This is a genomic window from Streptomyces sp. HUAS ZL42, from assembly GCF_040782645.1.
Lineage (GTDB): Bacteria > Actinomycetota > Actinomycetes > Streptomycetales > Streptomycetaceae > Streptomyces.
Window position 1 is genome coordinate 7,182,017 of the sequence record NZ_CP160403.1, and the last position, 15,411, is coordinate 7,197,427.

Consider the following 15,411-nt stretch of genomic DNA (forward strand, 5'->3'; position numbering starts at 1 on the left):
CGTTGACGCGCCGTCCGGCACGGTGATTCCGCCTGCTTTCACGGGAGTTCAGCCATGTCCGTCTCCACCGCTGCCACCGACCGGTCCGTTTGCCGTGACACTTCGGGGGCGCTGCCCGTTCTGGGCCGGGATGTCACCGTCCCGCTCGTCACGGGCGGCGAAGTCACCTACGCCGCGCTCGACTACGCGGCCAGCGCGCCTGCCCTCCAGCGGGTCTGGGACGACGTGGCGGCGTACGCGCCGTACTACGGCAGCGTCCACCGCGGCGCCGGATACCTCTCCCAGCTGTCCACGGACCTGTTCGAGAACGCCCGCAGGACGGTCGCCGAGTTCCTCGACTGCCGCGCCGACGACCAGGTGATCTTCACGCGGTCCACCACCGACTCCCTCAACCTCCTGGCCGCCGCGATCCCGGCCGACTGCCAGGTCTTCGTCTTCGAGACCGAGCACCACGCCTCGCTGCTGCCGTGGAAGGACGCCCGGGTCACCTACCTCGACGCCCCGCGCACCCCCCGCCAGGCGGTCGAGACCCTGGAGCGCGCCCTCGCCGACCGCACTGAGTCCATAGAAGGGGGCCACGGCCCGGCCCTGGTCTGCGTCACCGGCGCCTCCAACGTCACCGGTGAGCTGTGGCCCGTCCGCGAGCTCGCCGCCGCCGCTCACGCACACGGCGCCCGCATCGTCCTGGACGCCGCCCAGCTGGCCCCGCACCACCCGGTGTCCGTCCGCGATCTCGACGTCGACTGGATCGCCTTCTCCGGCCACAAGCTGTACGCCCCGTTCGGCTCCGGCGTCCTGGCCGGCCGCGCCGACTGGCTGCGCGAGGCCGACCCGTACCTCGCGGGCGGCGGCGCCAGCCGCAAGGTCACCCGGCGCGAGGGCGGGGGAGTGGACGTGGAGTGGCACGACACCGCCGCCCGCCACGAGGCCGGCTCGCCCAACGTCATCGGCGCCTACTCCATCGCCTCCGCCTGCAGGGCCCTCACCGAGGCCGGATTCGACGCCCTGGTCGCCCGTGAGCGGCACCTGATCGCCAAGGTCCGCGAGGGCCTCGCCGAGGTCCCCGAGGCCCGCGTCCTCTCCCTGTTCGGCGACGACGCCCCGCGGGTCGGCGTGATCTCCTTCGTCGTCGAGGGCTGGAACAGCTCCCACTTCGCCGCGGCCCTCTCCGCCGAGTACGGCATCGGAGTCCGCGACGGCCTCTTCTGCGCCCACCCCCTGGTCCGCACCCTCCTGGGCAGCGACCCCCAGGCCCAGGGCGAGTGCGGCGCCCCGGAGGCGGCCCCGGGCGAGAAGTCCCTGAACGCGATCCGCGTCAGCTTCGGCGCGGGCACGCCGGACGAGCACGTGGACCGCTTCGTGAGTGCGGTGAAGGAGCTGGTGACGGCCGGCGCGAAGTGGACGTACAGGACGGAGGACGGCCGCTGCGTCCCGGCGGTGGGCTGACGAACCCAGTGGCGCGGGGAACTGCGCGAGCAACCACTCACGGCCCGCACTCGCACAAGAACCCGCGCCCCGCAGACGACTGGGCGAAGCTGCTCAAGAGTCCAGCCCAATAGCAAACGCAGCCTCGAGGTCATGCTGCGAATACGTACGGAACGCGACGTGCGTATCCGTCGCCTCCACCCCCGGAATCTTGCTGATCCGGCCCGGAATGACCTCCGCCAGATCCTCGTGCTGCCGCACCCGCACCATGGCGATGAGGTCATACGTCCCGGTGACGGAGAAGACCTCGCTCACTGATTCCAGCGAGGCGATCGACTCCGCGATCTCGGGAATCCGGTCCACGCTGGTCTTGATCAGGACGATCGCGGTGATCACGGCTGTTTCTCTCCCTCGGGGGCCGGAGCAGGGGCGGCCCTCACTCTAGTCGTACGGCCGAATCGGGCCCACGCGTAGAGAAAGCCCAGCCCGAAGCCCACCAGATGGGCCAGGTACGCCACCCCCGGCCCCTGCTCCGCCCGTCCCGCCGCCAGCCACTGCAGCGCCGCCCAGAAGGGCAGGACGACCCAGGCCGGGAAACGCAGCGGCAGGAAGAACAGGAACGGCAGGAGACTGGTCACGCGCGCCCCGGGGAACAGGAAGAGAAACGCACCCAGCACCGCCGAGATCGCCCCCGACGCCCCGACCAGCGACTGCTCGGAGCTGGCGTTGGCGGCCGCGTAGCCCAGCAGCGCCAGATAGCCGCAGCCGACGTAGAACAGGGTGAACTCCACGCGGCCCATCCGTTCCTCGGTCATCGCCCCGAAGACGTGGAGGAAGAGCATGTTGCCCAGCAGGTGGACCCAGCTGCCGTGGACGAAGAGGGCCGTGGCGGGGGTCAGGGCGGCCCTGGGGGAACCCTCGAACAGCTCGGCGGGGATCACACCCCACCGCCGGAAATAGGCCAGCTGGGCGGCGAGCAGCTGGTCGCCGGAGCCGTACGCCGGATTGAGGCCGGCGGCGGGGCCGATCAGGAAGATCAGGCAGCACAGGACCATCAGTGCGTACGTCACCGGCGCCGACGGCCGCCGGCTCCACTTGCTGATCATGAACACAGAGCATGACGTAACGAGACGCATCCACGCAGATCGCCTCGCCGCCGTGGACGGACGGGCGACGAGTACCCGCCAGGCCGTAGGGTTACGAGCCACACGCACCGGGGAGCCCGGCGCGTCACGGACACTAGAAGGAAAGCGAACAGTCACGATGACGGTTCCCCTGCCGACCGCCTCGACGCGGTGGCGCTGCACCCTCTGCGGCAACCTCACCCGCTTCGACGTGACCCGCTCGTCGAAGGTCGTCGAGTACGTCCATCTCGATCTGGCCGGGGAGCCGAAGGTCGAGGAGCGCGAGGTGCTGAGTGAGACCATCGAGTCGGTGCGGTGCCGCTGGTGCAACGCGGTGGACCAGGTGGAACTCGTCGACAGGCCGGGTGCCGACTCCTGACGGAGCGGCCTCGCACAGGTGATCCTGTACGGGATCCCGCACAGGCATTGGGGTGACGGATGGTGGAGACCGCAGGCGGGGGGCCGGGCGACGGCGCCGCTGAGGTGCTCGACCGTCCGCTGCCCGACGGTGTGCGCCGCAGGGTCGTACAGATCGTCGCGGACGGTTTCGGCGGGTTGACCGTGGCCGAACTGCCCGCTCAGCTGCGGCAGTACGCCCGGTTCGCGCCGAACCGGCGGGCCAAGTTCGCCGGCAACGCGATGGCGGCCGCGCTGGAGACCGATACGCTGTTCCGCCAGCGCATCGGCGAGAGGCTGAGAGAGGCCCAGCCGGAGCTGGTCGGCGCCCTCGACTCCGGCTCGCCGCCTCCGGCCGCGGACCCGCTCGACGTGGCGGCCGCGGCCTATGTTCTGCGGCCCACGGGCTGGGTGAAGCTGGTGACCGCCGCCGGTGAGGAGGCCCAGCGGGCGGACGCCGAGCGGGCCGGCGAGGAGAGCCGGGCCGAGCTGGAGCGGCTGCGCGAGGAACTCGCGCAGGCCCGTGAGCTGACGCGCACCGAGACCGAACGGCTGCGGGCCGAGCTGGACGCGTCGAAGAAGGAAGCGGACTCGCTTCACCGCAAACTGCGGGCGGCCCTCAGTGACGTCAAGCGCGGCGAGGCCGCCCTGCGCAAGGCGCACGGCGAGATGGACGCGGTGCGCGCCGAGGGGCAGGCGCAGGTGTCGGCCGCCGAGAGCGAGACCCGGCGGCTCAAGGCGCGGCTCGGCGAGGCGGAGGCCACACTCGAGGCCACGCGCAGGGCGGCGCGCGAGGGGCGCAGTGTCGAGGACATGCGCGTACGACTGCTCCTTGACACCCTGTTGGACGCCACCCAGGGGCTGCGGCGGGAACTTGCCCTGCCGCCCGTCTCCGTACGGCCGGCGGAGACCGTGGACGCGGTCGAACCGGGACGAATGACCCCGAAGGACATCGCCGCGCGGGCGTTGTCCGAAAACGATCCCGCCATCCTCGACCAGCTCCTGGCGCTGCCTCAGGTGCATCTCGTCGTCGACGGCTACAACGTCACCAAGACCGGCTATCCGCAGATGCCGCTGGAGAAGCAGCGGCTCCGGCTCCTCGGTCAGCTCTCCCAGCTCGCCGCGCAGACCGGCGCGGAGGTCACCTGTGTCTTCGACGGGGCCGAGCTGGCCGCGCCCGTGCTGCTCGCGCCGCCGCGCGGCGTGCGGGTGCTGTTCTCCAAACCGGGTGTGACCGCCGACGAGTTGATCCGTCAGCTGGTGCGCGCCGAGCCGCCGGGCCGGCCGGTCATCGTCGCCTCGACGGACCGTGAGGTGGCCGACGGGGTGGCCGGCGCAGGGGCGCGGCCAGTGGCGTCGGCGGTGCTCCTCAAGCGGTTCTCGCGCGGCTGAAAACGGGCGTAAGCGCCGTCAATTGGACACGTTTGAACGCCGGGGCGCTCTGTCCCGTACACCCCTTGGGCAACCTGCGTCCCAACCGTAACGTACGAGCTGAATGCCCGAATTGACGGTGCCGTCACGCAACGTAGCGTCAATCGCACATCACTTCGCGTGAGTTGTGTGTAAAGAATGCAGCGTGGGGCGGGATTTTTTGGTGTGAGGATTTGAACTGATCACAAGGTGGTCACTAGGGTCTGGGCTCAAACCTCCGAACGGGTGATCACTCACAAGAAGGAGCTCACCTCTGTGGCGTCCCACCGTCGACCCAAGCAGCCGAGCCGCACGCGTGTGACCGTGCTGACCACAGCTGCTGCCGCCGCAGTCGCGCTGAGCGCCAACGCCGCCAACGCCGCGCCGAGCGAGAAGCCGAGCAAGGACGAGGTGAAGGCCAAGGTCGACGCCCTCTACGAGCAGGCGGAGCAGGCCACCGAGAAGTACAACGGGGCCAAGGAGAAGCAGGAGAAGCTCCAGAAGGAGATCTCCACCATCCAGGACAACGTCGCCCGCGGCCAGGAAGAGCTCAACGAGCTGCGCGACAGCATAGGTCTGGCGGCCGCCGCCCAGTACCGCACCGGCACCATCGACTCCTCCGTCCAGCTCTTCCTCTCCTCGAACCCGGACGACTACCTCGACAAGGCGTCCACGCTCGACCAGTTGAGCGCCCAGCAGGTCGAGGCACTGAAGAAGATCCAGCAGAAGCAGCGCGAGCTCGCCCAGCAGCGCTCGGAGGCCTCCGAAAAGCTCAAGGACCTCGCGGCCACCCGCGCCGAACTGGGCAAGAAGAAGAAGGAAGTCCAGAGCAAGCTGGCCTCGGCGCAGAAGCTGCTCAACAGCCTGACGGCCGCGGAGAAGGCGGCCCTGGCCGCAGATGAAGCCCGCGCCAGCCGCGACAGCGGACGTGGCGTCCTCGGCTCCGGCAGCGCCGCCACCGGTCGTGCCGCCGCGGCCTACTCCGCCGCCCAGAGCAAGCTCGGCTCGCCCTACGTCTACGGCGCCTCCGGCCCGAACTCCTTCGACTGCTCGGGCCTCACCTCCTGGGCCTACGCGCAGGCGGGTGTCTCCATCCCGCGCACCTCGCAGGCGCAGGCGGGCATCGGCACCCGCATCTACTCGCAGAGCCAGCTCCAGGTCGGCGACCTGGTGTTCTTCTACAGCGACCTGCACCACGTGGGTTTCTACGCCGGCAACGGCCAGATCCTGCACGCCCCGCGCACCGGTACGGTCGTGCGCTACGAGGCGATGAGCAACATGCCGTTCCAGTTCGGCGTCCGGGTCTGATCAGCCGCAAGATCCCGAGGCAGTACCGCCCGAACGGGCGAATTACGAGAACCACCGCTTGTTCCGCGCCCCGCCGATGACCTGCGTCAGAGGCGGGGCGTCGTGCCGTACGGCCCCCGGAGGTCATTGGTGGGTCCCGCGTCGCGGGGCTACTGTCTGCCGCGTTTCCTCGTCGTCAGTGGAAGGAGCGCGGCTTCCCGTGGGGTCCCATCGCCGCCTTGCACCGTCCGGGTTCGACCGGGGCGCCGGCGCCGCCCTCTGTGTCCTGTCCGCCGCCGCGGCCGCCCTCGGCGCCGTACCGGCGGCGAGCGCCGCACCGCACGACGACACCCGCGCCGAGGTGGACCGCCTCTACGAGGAGGCCGAGAAGGCCACGGAGGCCTACAACAAGGCGGACGAGCGCGCCGACACACTGCGCCGGCAGGTGAGGGAGGCCCAGGACGGGATCGCCCGGCACCAGGAGCGCATCAACACGTTGCGGGAGCAGTTCGGTTCGCTGGCGGGCGCGCAGTACCGCTCCGGCGGTATCGACCCCTCCCTCGCGCTGCTGTTCTCCGACGACCCGGACGACTACCTCGACAAGGCCGCCGTCCTCGACCGGATCACCTCCCTGCAGGCGGGTGAGTTCAGGGAACTCCGGGAAGCCCTGCGCGAACTCACCCAGGAGCGCTCGGAGGCGGCCCGCAGGCTCGGCGAGCTGGAGCAGAGCCGCAGGGCCGTCGTGCGGCACAAGCGGACCGTCGAGGACAAACTCGCCAGGGCCCGGCGGCTGCTCAACTCGCTGCCGTACGCCGAGCGCGCCGCCTACGACCGCGTCTCCCGCTCGGGCCGTGACATCCTGCCCGACCTCGGCAACGCCGTCCCGGCCTCGGGCCGCGCGGCCGCCGCGGTCGCCGCCGCCCGCTCCGCGCTCGGCAGGCCGTACGTCTGGGGTGCCAACGGCCCCTCCGGCTTCGACTGTTCGGGCCTGATGCAGTGGTCGTACGCCCAGGCCGGCGTCTCCCTGCCGCGCACCTCGCAGGACCAGCGGTACGCGGGCCGGCAGATCCCGCTCTCCCAGGCCCGCCCCGGCGATCTGGTCGTCTACCGCTCCGACGCCAGCCACGTCGGGATGTACATGGGCAACGGCCAGGTCATCCACGCCCCGTATCCCGGCGCGCCGGTGCGCTACGACCCGGTCGGCATAATGCCGGTCTCGTCGGTCACCAGGGTCTGACCACGCGCCCGTACCGCCCGTACGATCTGAAAGGTGGCTGGTCGAAGGCGGGCGTCGAGATCCGGAGTCGTGGGACTCTGTCTGCTGCTCGTCTCCCTCGTGGGGTGCGGCGGGCGGACGGCGGCCGACAGCGCGCAGGCCGAGGTGCAGCAGTTGCTCGACCGGCGGGCCGCCGCGGTCCTCGAGCACGACGAGTCGGCGTACGCCCGCACCGGCACCCGCGCCGGGTACGCGAACCTGAGCGAAGTGCCGCTCACCGCCTGGTCGTACCGGGTCACCGCGCTGCACCGCACCGGTGACGCGGCCACGGCCGACGCCCGGCTGAGCTACCGCGTCCAGGGGTACGACAAGGCCCCCGTCACCGTCGGCCGCACCCTGCGCCTGACCCGTGACCACGACGGACTCTGGTCCGTGATGTCCGACGAACCCGCGAAGAAGGCGTCCGAACAGCTCTGGGACCAGGGCGCGGTGACGGTCGTCAAGGGGAAGCGCAGCCTCGTGATGGGCGTCGGGCAGTCCGGAGAGCTCCTGCGCTCGTTCGCGGACCTGGCGGACCACGCGGTTCCGGCGGTGTCCCGGACCTGGGGCACCACGTGGGCGCGACACGTCGTCGTGCTCGTACCGCGGTCGCTGGAGGGCATGGCGGGGCTGCTCGGCTCGCCCGCCTCCTCCTACCGCGGGATAGCCGCGGTCACCACGGGCGAGACGGGCGCCCCTGCGCAGGCGCCCGCGGACCGGATCATCGTCAATCCGGACGCCTTCGGCCTGCTGGGCGCGGTCGGCAAGCAGGTGGTGCTCACCCACGAGACCACCCACGTGGCCACCCGCGCCGACACCAACGCCGCCACCCCGCTGTGGCTGTCCGAGGGGTACGCCGACTGGATCGGCTATCTGGGCAGCGGCCGCACCCCGGCCCAGGCCGCGCCGGAACTGGGACGCGCCGTGGCCGAGGGCCGGGTCCCGGCCGCGCTGCCGACCGACGCGGACTTCGGTTTCAGCGGCGACGCGACCAGGCTTGCGCAGGCGTACGAGGGCGGCTGGATGGCCTGCCGGATGATCGCCGACCGGTGGGGCGAGGCCGGACTGGGCGAGTTCTACCGGGCCGTGGGCGCGCACCGGACGCGGCCGGGCGCGGTCGAGGGTGCGCTGAAGGACGTGCTCGGGACGACGCTGGAGGACTTCACCGCGCGGTGGCGGGAGTACCTGCGGGCTCAACTCGGCTGATCGCGCCGCGCGACGTCCTCCGGCAGCCGTGCGCTCTCCGCGACCGTCGTCAGGAGGAGACCGGGGTCTCCTCGGTGCGGGCGGCCCCACTCGGTACGGGAGGCTCGGCGGCCGGGGAGACCGTCGACCGCCACAGCACCACGGCCGCGGAGATCGCGGCGGCGACCAGCAGGCCGTTGCGGACGAACAGGAGGGTGATGCCCAGGGCGTCGCTTGCGACGACGTGTGCGAACCAGACCGGGAACTCCAGCACCGTCACGAACGACGCCGCCAGGACCAGAGCCACGGGCAGTCCCATCCGGCTCGCCCTGAAGCACAGGCAGACCGCCGCGAGTCCGATCAGCCACACCATGTACTGCGGGCTGATCACCCGGCTGCTCACGGTGAACATCAGCACCGCCACGAAGGCCGCGTCCGCGAGCGTGTGCGGGAGGAACCGCACGGCCGCCAGTCGCCACAGCAGCAGCCAGCCGAAGACGGCACCGGTGAGGAACATGGCCGCCGTACTCACCCACTCGACGTCCGGGCCGAGGAACTCCACCGAGCCGTAGTTGAGCAGCACCTTGCCGTCCCAGCCGTGGTGCCGGGCGATGTGGAACACGAGGGAGCCCAGCGACTCCACCTCCGTGCCCCGGTTGCGCTGGAAGGTGAGGAAGGCGAAGGCACCGGGCATGGCCACGGCCGACAGCGCCGCCACCGTACCGACGGTGATCGCCGCCGCGCCCCACGCCCGTCGCTTCACGGCACCGACGAGGAGCAGCACCGGCCACACCTTCAGCATCGCCCCGAACCCCGCCAGCGCGCCCATCACCCGCGGATGCCGGGCGCCCGCGAGCAGTGCGGCCACCGCGACCGCGGTGACCATCACGTCGTAGCGCGCGTACACGGTCGGTCCGAGCAGCGGTGCGCCCACCACCCACACCCAGGTGCCGCGCAGCGTACGGCCGGGGCGCAGGCCGCCGTACAGGAGCAGGAGGAGGACGGCGAAGTCGGCGAGGAAGGCGAGGACGAAGAAGGCGCTCGCGTATTCCATGAACGGCAGCAGGTCGGGGGAGAGCACCGCGAGTGCGGCGGCCGGCGGGTACTGCCAGGTGACGTCGTTCAGCGGGAACGATCCGGTGTGCAGCACCTCGTACCAGCCCTTATAGATGTACGAGATGTCACTCGTGACGTCCGGGCCCGGGAACACGAACACCTTGAAGACGAAGAGCAGCAGGAGCAGCCGAGTCGCGCACCAGACTCCCAGCAGCCACGGCAGTGGCCGCTTGGTGTTCGTTATCTTCACTTGTGCCCCGTTTCACTCGCTGCTCGTATCCTGATGTGGCCATGGTCTCCCCCTCGGCTATGGGGGCGCCATGAAGCACGGTCGTCCCGGGCTGTGCCTCCATGGTGGGGCACCGCCGTGCCCGGCCGCGAGGCCGGGACCGGTCACACGGGCGCTCGCGGGAGGCCGATAGGGTCGGCGGCGATGCACAAGACCCTGATCGTGACGAACGACTTCCCGCCCCGGCCGGGCGGCATCCAGGCGTTCCTGCACAACATGGCGCTGCGGCTCGACCCCGAGCGGATCGTCGTCTACGCCTCCACCTGGAAGCGCAGCCGGGACGGGATCGAGGCGACGGCCGCCTTCGACGCCGAGCAGCCCTTCACGGTCGTACGCGACCGTACGACGATGCTGCTGCCGACGCCGGGGGCCACGCGGCGGGCGGTCGGACTGCTGCGCGAGCACGGCTGTACGTCGGTGTGGTTCGGGGCGGCGGCGCCGCTCGGGCTGATGGCGCCCGCGCTGCGGAGGGCGGGCGCCGAGCGGCTGGTGGCCACCACCCACGGGCACGAGGCGGGCTGGGCCCAGCTGCCCGCCGCGCGCCGGCTGCTGCGCGGGATCGGGGAGTCCACGGACACGATCACCTACCTGGGCGAGTACACACGCTCGCGCATCTCGGCCGCGCTGACGCCCCGGGCGGCCGGGCGGATGGTCCAGCTGCCGCCGGGCGTGGACGAGAAGACCTTCCACCCGGGGTCGGGCGGCGACGAGATCCGGGCACGCCTCGGACTCACCGATCGCCCGGTGGTGGTGTGCGTGTCCCGCCTGGTCAGGCGAAAGGGGCAGGACACGCTCATCCTCGCCATGCCCCGCATCCTGGCCGCCGAGCCGGACACCGTGCTGCTGCTCGTCGGCGGCGGCCCGTACGAGGGGGACCTGCGCAGGCTGGCGCGGGACACCGGGGTCGCCGACTCGGTGCGCTTCACGGGGGCGGTGCCCTGGTCCGAGCTGCCCGCCCACTACGGCGCCGGGGACGTCTTCGCCATGCCGTGCCGCACGCGCCGCGGCGGGCTCGACGTCGAGGGACTCGGAATCGTCTACCTCGAGGCCTCGGCGACCGGGCTCCCCGTCGTCGCCGGCGACTCGGGCGGCGCGCCCGACGCCGTGCTCGACGGCGAGACCGGCTGGGTGGTCCGGGGCGGTTGCGCCGAGCAGACCGCCGACCGGATCGTCACCCTGCTCGGGGACGCGGAGCTGCGCCGCAGGATGGGGGAGCGGGGACGGCGCTGGGTCGAGGAGAAGTGGCGGTGGGACCTGCTGGCGGAGAGGCTGAAGGCGCTGCTGTAGCGCTCACCTCCACTGGAGGCCGTATCCGCACAGCATGCCGCCACCGCTGCGGAACGCGGATCCGCAAAGGTACTCAAATGCGCATGCCCTCCCCCTAGGCGGAACAGGAAAATCCGCACATGCTGCGCTCATGACAGCAAAACTGATGCAACGTCAGCTGACGAGACGTCAAATCCTGGGCATGGTGGCACTCCAGACCGCCGCCGCGTCCGGTCTCACCCGCATCGGTCTGCAGTCGGCGTCGGCCGCCGAACCGGCCGCCTCCGACAACGCACCCGCCATCGTGATCGGCTCGGGCTACGGCGGTGCCGTCGCCGCCCTCCGCCTGGGCCAGGCCGGCATCCGCACGATCGTCCTCGAGATGGGCCGGCTGTGGAACACCGCCGGCTCCGACGGCAAGGTCTTCTGTTCCACGGCCGCCCCCGACCAGCGGTCCATGTGGTTCCGCACCCGCACCGAGGCGCCGCTCGCCACCTTCCTGTGGCTGGACATCGTCAACAAGGACATCAGCCTGTACCCCGGCGTCCTGGACCGAGTGCACTTCGACAACATGTCCGTGTACGTCGGCCGGGGCGTCGGCGGTGGCTCCCTCGTCAACGGCAGCATGGCGGTCACCCCGCTCCAGTCGTACTTCGCCGAGCAGTTCCCCACCGTCGACGTGAGCGAGATGTACGGGACGTACTTCCCACGGGCCCGGTCCATGCTCGGCGTGAACACCGTCGACCCCGCCTGGTTCGAGTCGACGGAGTGGTACCGGTTCACGCGCGTGTCCCGCAAACACGCCCAGAACACCGGCCTGAGGACCACCTTCGTGCCGAGCGTCTACGACTTCGGCTACATGCAGCGCGAGGCGGCCGGCACGGCGACCAGGTCGGCGCTCGCGCAGGAGGTCATCTACGGCAACAACTACGGCAAACGGAGCCTCGACAAGACCTACCTGGCGTCGGCGCTCGGCACCGGGAACGTCACCATCCACACACTGGAGAAGGTGCGCGCGATCAGCCGGGCCGCCGACGGCACGTACGTCCTCACCGCCGACCGCATCGACAACACCGGCGCGGTCGTCGAGACCAAGCAGTACGGCTGCACGTACCTCTTCTTCGGCGGCGGCAGCGTCGGCACCACCGAACTCCTCGTCCGGGCACGCGAGACGGGTACGCTGCCCGCCCTGGACGCGAGCGTCGGCAGCGGCTGGGGCACCAACGGCAACGTGATGCTCGGGCGGGCCAACCACCTGTGGGACACCGTCGGGGCCAACCAGTCCACCATGCCCGTCATGGGCATCGACGACTGGGCCAACACCGCCAACCCCGTCTTCGCCGAGATCGCCCCGCTGCCCACCGGACTCGAGCACTGGGTCAGCCTCTATCTGGCGATCACCAAGAACCCGGAGCGGGCGACGTTCTCGTACGACAGCGGCACGGGCGGGGTGAAGCTCGGCTGGACGGCCGCCCAGAGCGCGGTCTCCGTCTCCATGGCCAAGAAACTGTTCGACCGGATCAACTCCGCGAACTCGACGATCTACCGGTACGACCTGTTCGGCTCGTCCAACAAGGCCTTCGCCGACGACTTCACGTACCACCCGCTGGGCGGCTGCGTGCTGGGGAAGGCGACGGACAACTACGGCCGGGTGAAGGGGTATTCGAAGCTGTACGTCACCGACGGCTCGCTCGTGCCCGGGTCGATCGGGGTGAACCCGTTCGTGACGATCACCGCGCTCGCCGAACGGACGATGGCGCGGGTCCTCGCCGAGGACACCGCGCCATGAGCCCGGACACCCTGTGACTACTTCTGGTAGATCGCCTCGATCTCGTCCGCGTAGTCCTTCGCCACCACGTTGCGCTTGAGCTTCAGGGACGGCGTCAGGTGGCCCGACTCCTCCGTGAACTGGGAGGACAGAATGCGGAACTTCCGCACCGATTCCGCCTTCGACACCGCGGCGTTGCCGTCGTCGACCGCCGACTGGATCGCGGCCAGCAGGTCCGCGTCCTCACGCAGCGACGCCGCGGTGGAACCCGCCGGCTTGCCGTGATCGGTCGCCCAGCGGCCCAGGAACTCCTCGTCGATGGTGACCAGCGCGCCCACGAACGGCCGCCCGTCACCCACCACCATGCACTCCGCGACCAGCGCGTGCGCACGGATACGGTCCTCGATCACGGCCGGGGCGACGTTCTTGCCGCCCGCGGTGACGATGATCTCCTTCTTGCGGCCGGTGATCCTCAGGTAGCCGTCCTCGTCGAGGGTGCCGATGTCACCGGTGTGGAACCAGCCGTCGGTCAGGGCCTCGGCGGTCGCGCCCTCGTTGTTCCAGTAGCCCTTGAACAGGTGTTCGCCGTGCAGCAGCACCTCACCGTCGTCCGCGATCCGGATCACGGAACCCGGCAGCGGCTGGCCGACCGTGCCGATCTTCTGCCGGTCCCAGGGGTTGAAGGCGGTGGCGGCGCAGGACTCGGTCAGACCGTAGCCCTCCAGGACCGTGAAGCCGATGCCCCGGAAGAAGTGACCCAGACGCTCGCCCAGCGGGGCGCCACCGGAGATGGCGTACTCGCCCTTGCCGCCGAGGACCGCGCGCAGCTTGCTGTAGACGAGCTTGTCGAACGTCTTGTGCTTGATCTTCAGGCCGAGGGACGGGCCAGACGGCGTGTCCAGGGCCTTGCTGTAGGCGATCGCCGTGTCGGCCGCCTTGTCGAAGATCTTGCCCTTGCCGTCCGCCTGCGCCTTGGCGCGCGCCGAGTTGTAGACCTTCTCGAAGACTCGCGGGACGCCCAGGATCAGCGTCGGGCGGAACGCGGCCAGCTCGTCGGTGAGGTTCTTGATGTCGGGGACGGTGCCCAGCTTGATCGGCGCCATCATGGGCGCGACCTGGACGAGCCGTCCGAAGACGTGCGCGAGGGGGAGGAAGAGCAGAACGCTGCACTCGCCGGTGCGGAAGAGGGGCCTGAGCCGCTCGACGACGTTGCCGCACTCGGCGAAGAAGCTGCGGTGGGTGAGGACACATCCCTTGGGGCGGCCGGTGGTGCCGGACGTGTAGACGATGGTCGCCGGGTCGTCGGCCTTCGACTGCGAGCTGCGCTGCTCGACCGTCGCGTCGGTGACGTCCTTGCCGAGCCGGCCCAGCTCCTCGACCCCGCCGGCCTCGATCTGCCAGACGTGCTCGAGGGCGGGCAGCCGGTCGCGGATCGACTCGACGGCGGCCGCGTGGTTGTCCAGCTCGACGATGCAGGCGGTGGCGCCCGAGTCGGAGAGGATCCACTGCACCTGCTCGGGCGAGCTGGTCTCGTACACCGGCACGGTGACGCCGCCTGCGCTCCAGATGGCGAAGTCGAGGAGCGTCCACTCGTAGCGCGTGCGGGACATCAGGCCGACCCGGTCTCCCGGCCGCACGCCGGAGGCGATGAGACCCTTGGCGGCCGCGTGCACCTCGGCCAGGAAGGCCTTGGCCGTCACGTCCTGCCATGCACCGCCCACCTTGCGGGCGATCACGGCGACGTCGGGATGCTGCGCGGCGTTTCTGCGGACGATGTCGGTCAGGTTGCCGTCCGCAGGGACCTCGTACAAAGCCGGAAGGCTGAACTCGCGCAAGACTGCTGCTCCTCATAGGGCGCCGGCGCCACGACGTTGTGTGATGCGACGGTCTGGTCCAAGGCTCGGGGAGGTGCTCCAGGTTTCGCCAGGGGCCGTGGGGCCCATTGGTTGAAATCCTGAGCACGACTGGACTGCCCGGACGTTACCCGCCGGTATGGCTTCTTCGACAGGGGGTTCCGGCGAGATGTTCGCTGCGTCACACAGATTGGTGTTGCTTTGCGTACGGTAGTCCACCCACTAACTGACTAGCCAGTAACCACAGGCCCTGACGGCACTGTTCACGTATGCCCCACACGCCTACCCTTGATCGTCATGGCACCCACATCCGCCCGTAACGGCAGGACCCGCGTCCACGTGGTCAGTGACGTGCACGGCAACGCCCGTGATCTGGCCAGAGCCGGTGAGGGTGCGGACGCCCTGATCTGTCTGGGCGACCTGGTGCTGTTCCTGGACTACGCCGACCACTCGCGCGGGATCTTCCCCGACCTGTTCGGCGTCGAGAACGCGGACCGGCTCGTGGAACTGCGCACCGCTCGCCGTTTCGACGAGGCACGGCGGCTCGGGGCCCGGCTGTGGGGCGGGATCGAGGGCGACCGGGCCACGATGATCGAGAAGGCGGTACGCAAGCAGTACGCCGAGATGTTCGCGGCGTTCCCCGCCCCGACGTACGCGACGTACGGCAATGTCGACATGCCGCGCCTGTGGCCGGAGTACGCCGGACCGGGCACGACGGTTCTCGACGGCGAGCGGGTCGAGATCGGCGGGTGGGTCTTCGGCTTCGTGGGCGGCGGCCTGCGGACGCCGATGCGCACGCCCTACGAGATCAGCGACGAGGAGTACGCGGCGAAGGTCGAGGCGGTGGGAGAGGTGGACGTGCTGTGCACGCACATCCCGCCGGAGGTGCCCGAGCTGGTGTACGACACCGTGGCACGGCGTTTCGAGCGCGGGAGCAGGGCGTTGCTGGAGGCGATCCGCCGCACCCGCCCCCGGTACGCGCTGTTCGGACACGTCCACCAGCCTCTGGTGCGGCGGATGCGGGTCGGGACGACCGAGTGCGTGAACGTCGGGCACTTCGCGGGGACGGGGCGGCCGTGGGCGCTTGAATTCTGAGA

The 15,411-nt window shown here is 70.5% G+C and carries 13 protein-coding genes; 9 read left to right on the plus strand and 4 right to left on the minus strand.

Annotated features, from left to right (window positions below):
• Positions 1-54: 54 nt before the first annotated feature.
• Positions 55-1,446 (plus strand): aminotransferase class V-fold PLP-dependent enzyme, encoded by a 1,392-nt coding sequence (locus tag ABZO29_RS32640; protein WP_367323767.1) that lies wholly within the window; start codon positions 55-57, stop codon positions 1,444-1,446.
• A gap of 93 nt (positions 1,447-1,539) precedes the next feature.
• Here the strand turns inward: ABZO29_RS32640 and ABZO29_RS32645 are convergent, their stop codons facing one another.
• Positions 1,540-1,821 (minus strand): Lrp/AsnC family transcriptional regulator, encoded by a 282-nt coding sequence (locus ABZO29_RS32645; RefSeq protein ID WP_367323768.1) that lies wholly within the window; start codon positions 1,819-1,821, stop codon positions 1,540-1,542.
• Positions 1,818-2,561 (minus strand): rhomboid family intramembrane serine protease, encoded by a 744-nt coding sequence (locus ABZO29_RS32650; RefSeq protein ID WP_367323769.1) that lies wholly within the window; start codon positions 2,559-2,561, stop codon positions 1,818-1,820. The genes ABZO29_RS32645 and ABZO29_RS32650 overlap by 4 nt, the downstream gene beginning before the upstream one ends.
• A 127-nt stretch (positions 2,562-2,688) precedes the next feature.
• Between ABZO29_RS32650 and ABZO29_RS32655 the strand changes: the two genes are divergently transcribed.
• The 5 genes from ABZO29_RS32655 to ABZO29_RS32675 all read left to right on the plus strand — a co-directional run bounded on the left by ABZO29_RS32655 (position 2,689) and on the right by ABZO29_RS32675 (position 8,103).
• On the plus strand, positions 2,689-2,928 hold the full coding sequence (locus tag ABZO29_RS32655; RefSeq protein WP_367323770.1) for a hypothetical protein: 240 nt from the start codon (positions 2,689-2,691) through the stop codon (positions 2,926-2,928).
• A gap of 59 nt (positions 2,929-2,987) precedes the next feature.
• Complete coding sequence (locus tag ABZO29_RS32660; protein WP_367323771.1) at positions 2,988-4,337, plus strand: NYN domain-containing protein; 1,350 nt, start codon at positions 2,988-2,990, stop codon at positions 4,335-4,337.
• A 294-nt stretch (positions 4,338-4,631) separates the two neighbouring features.
• The gene (locus tag ABZO29_RS32665; protein ID WP_367323772.1) at positions 4,632-5,663 is read left to right on the plus strand and encodes an NlpC/P60 family protein; all 1,032 of its coding nucleotides are present in this window, start codon (positions 4,632-4,634) and stop codon (positions 5,661-5,663) included.
• A 199-nt stretch (positions 5,664-5,862) separates the two neighbouring features.
• Complete coding sequence (locus tag ABZO29_RS32670; RefSeq protein WP_367323773.1) at positions 5,863-6,879, plus strand: NlpC/P60 family protein; 1,017 nt, start codon at positions 5,863-5,865, stop codon at positions 6,877-6,879.
• A gap of 33 nt (positions 6,880-6,912) precedes the next feature.
• A complete protein-coding gene (locus ABZO29_RS32675) occupies positions 6,913-8,103 on the plus strand; it encodes a hypothetical protein (protein WP_367323774.1) in 1,191 nt (396 codons plus the stop codon).
• A 49-nt stretch (positions 8,104-8,152) separates the two neighbouring features.
• Here ABZO29_RS32675 and ABZO29_RS32680 read toward each other — a convergent pair whose 3' ends face one another.
• Complete coding sequence (locus ABZO29_RS32680) at positions 8,153-9,388, minus strand: glycosyltransferase 87 family protein (RefSeq protein WP_367323775.1); 1,236 nt, start codon at positions 9,386-9,388, stop codon at positions 8,153-8,155.
• A gap of 183 nt (positions 9,389-9,571) precedes the next feature.
• Here ABZO29_RS32680 and ABZO29_RS32685 point away from each other — a divergent pair, with 183 nt between their 5' ends.
• Together ABZO29_RS32685 and ABZO29_RS32690 are read left to right on the plus strand one after the other, a co-directional pair.
• Positions 9,572-10,714 carry a glycosyltransferase family 4 protein gene (locus ABZO29_RS32685; protein ID WP_367323776.1) on the plus strand — a complete coding sequence of 381 codons (1,143 nt, stop codon included), beginning with the start codon at positions 9,572-9,574 and terminating at the stop codon, positions 10,712-10,714.
• Between the two features lie 181 nt (positions 10,715-10,895).
• Positions 10,896-12,482 carry a GMC oxidoreductase gene (locus tag ABZO29_RS32690; RefSeq protein ID WP_367323777.1) on the plus strand — a complete coding sequence of 529 codons (1,587 nt, stop codon included), beginning with the start codon at positions 10,896-10,898 and terminating at the stop codon, positions 12,480-12,482.
• Between the two features lie 17 nt (positions 12,483-12,499).
• Here the strand turns inward: ABZO29_RS32690 and ABZO29_RS32695 are convergent, their stop codons facing one another.
• A complete protein-coding gene (locus ABZO29_RS32695; RefSeq protein WP_367323778.1) occupies positions 12,500-14,296 on the minus strand; it encodes a long-chain fatty acid--CoA ligase in 1,797 nt (598 codons plus the stop codon).
• A gap of 357 nt (positions 14,297-14,653) precedes the next feature.
• Between ABZO29_RS32695 and ABZO29_RS32700 the strand changes: the two genes are divergently transcribed.
• Positions 14,654-15,409: a metallophosphoesterase gene (locus ABZO29_RS32700; RefSeq protein ID WP_367326310.1), complete on the plus strand. Its 756-nt coding sequence runs from the start codon at positions 14,654-14,656 to the stop codon at positions 15,407-15,409.
• The last annotated feature ends 2 nt before the right edge of the window (positions 15,410-15,411 follow it).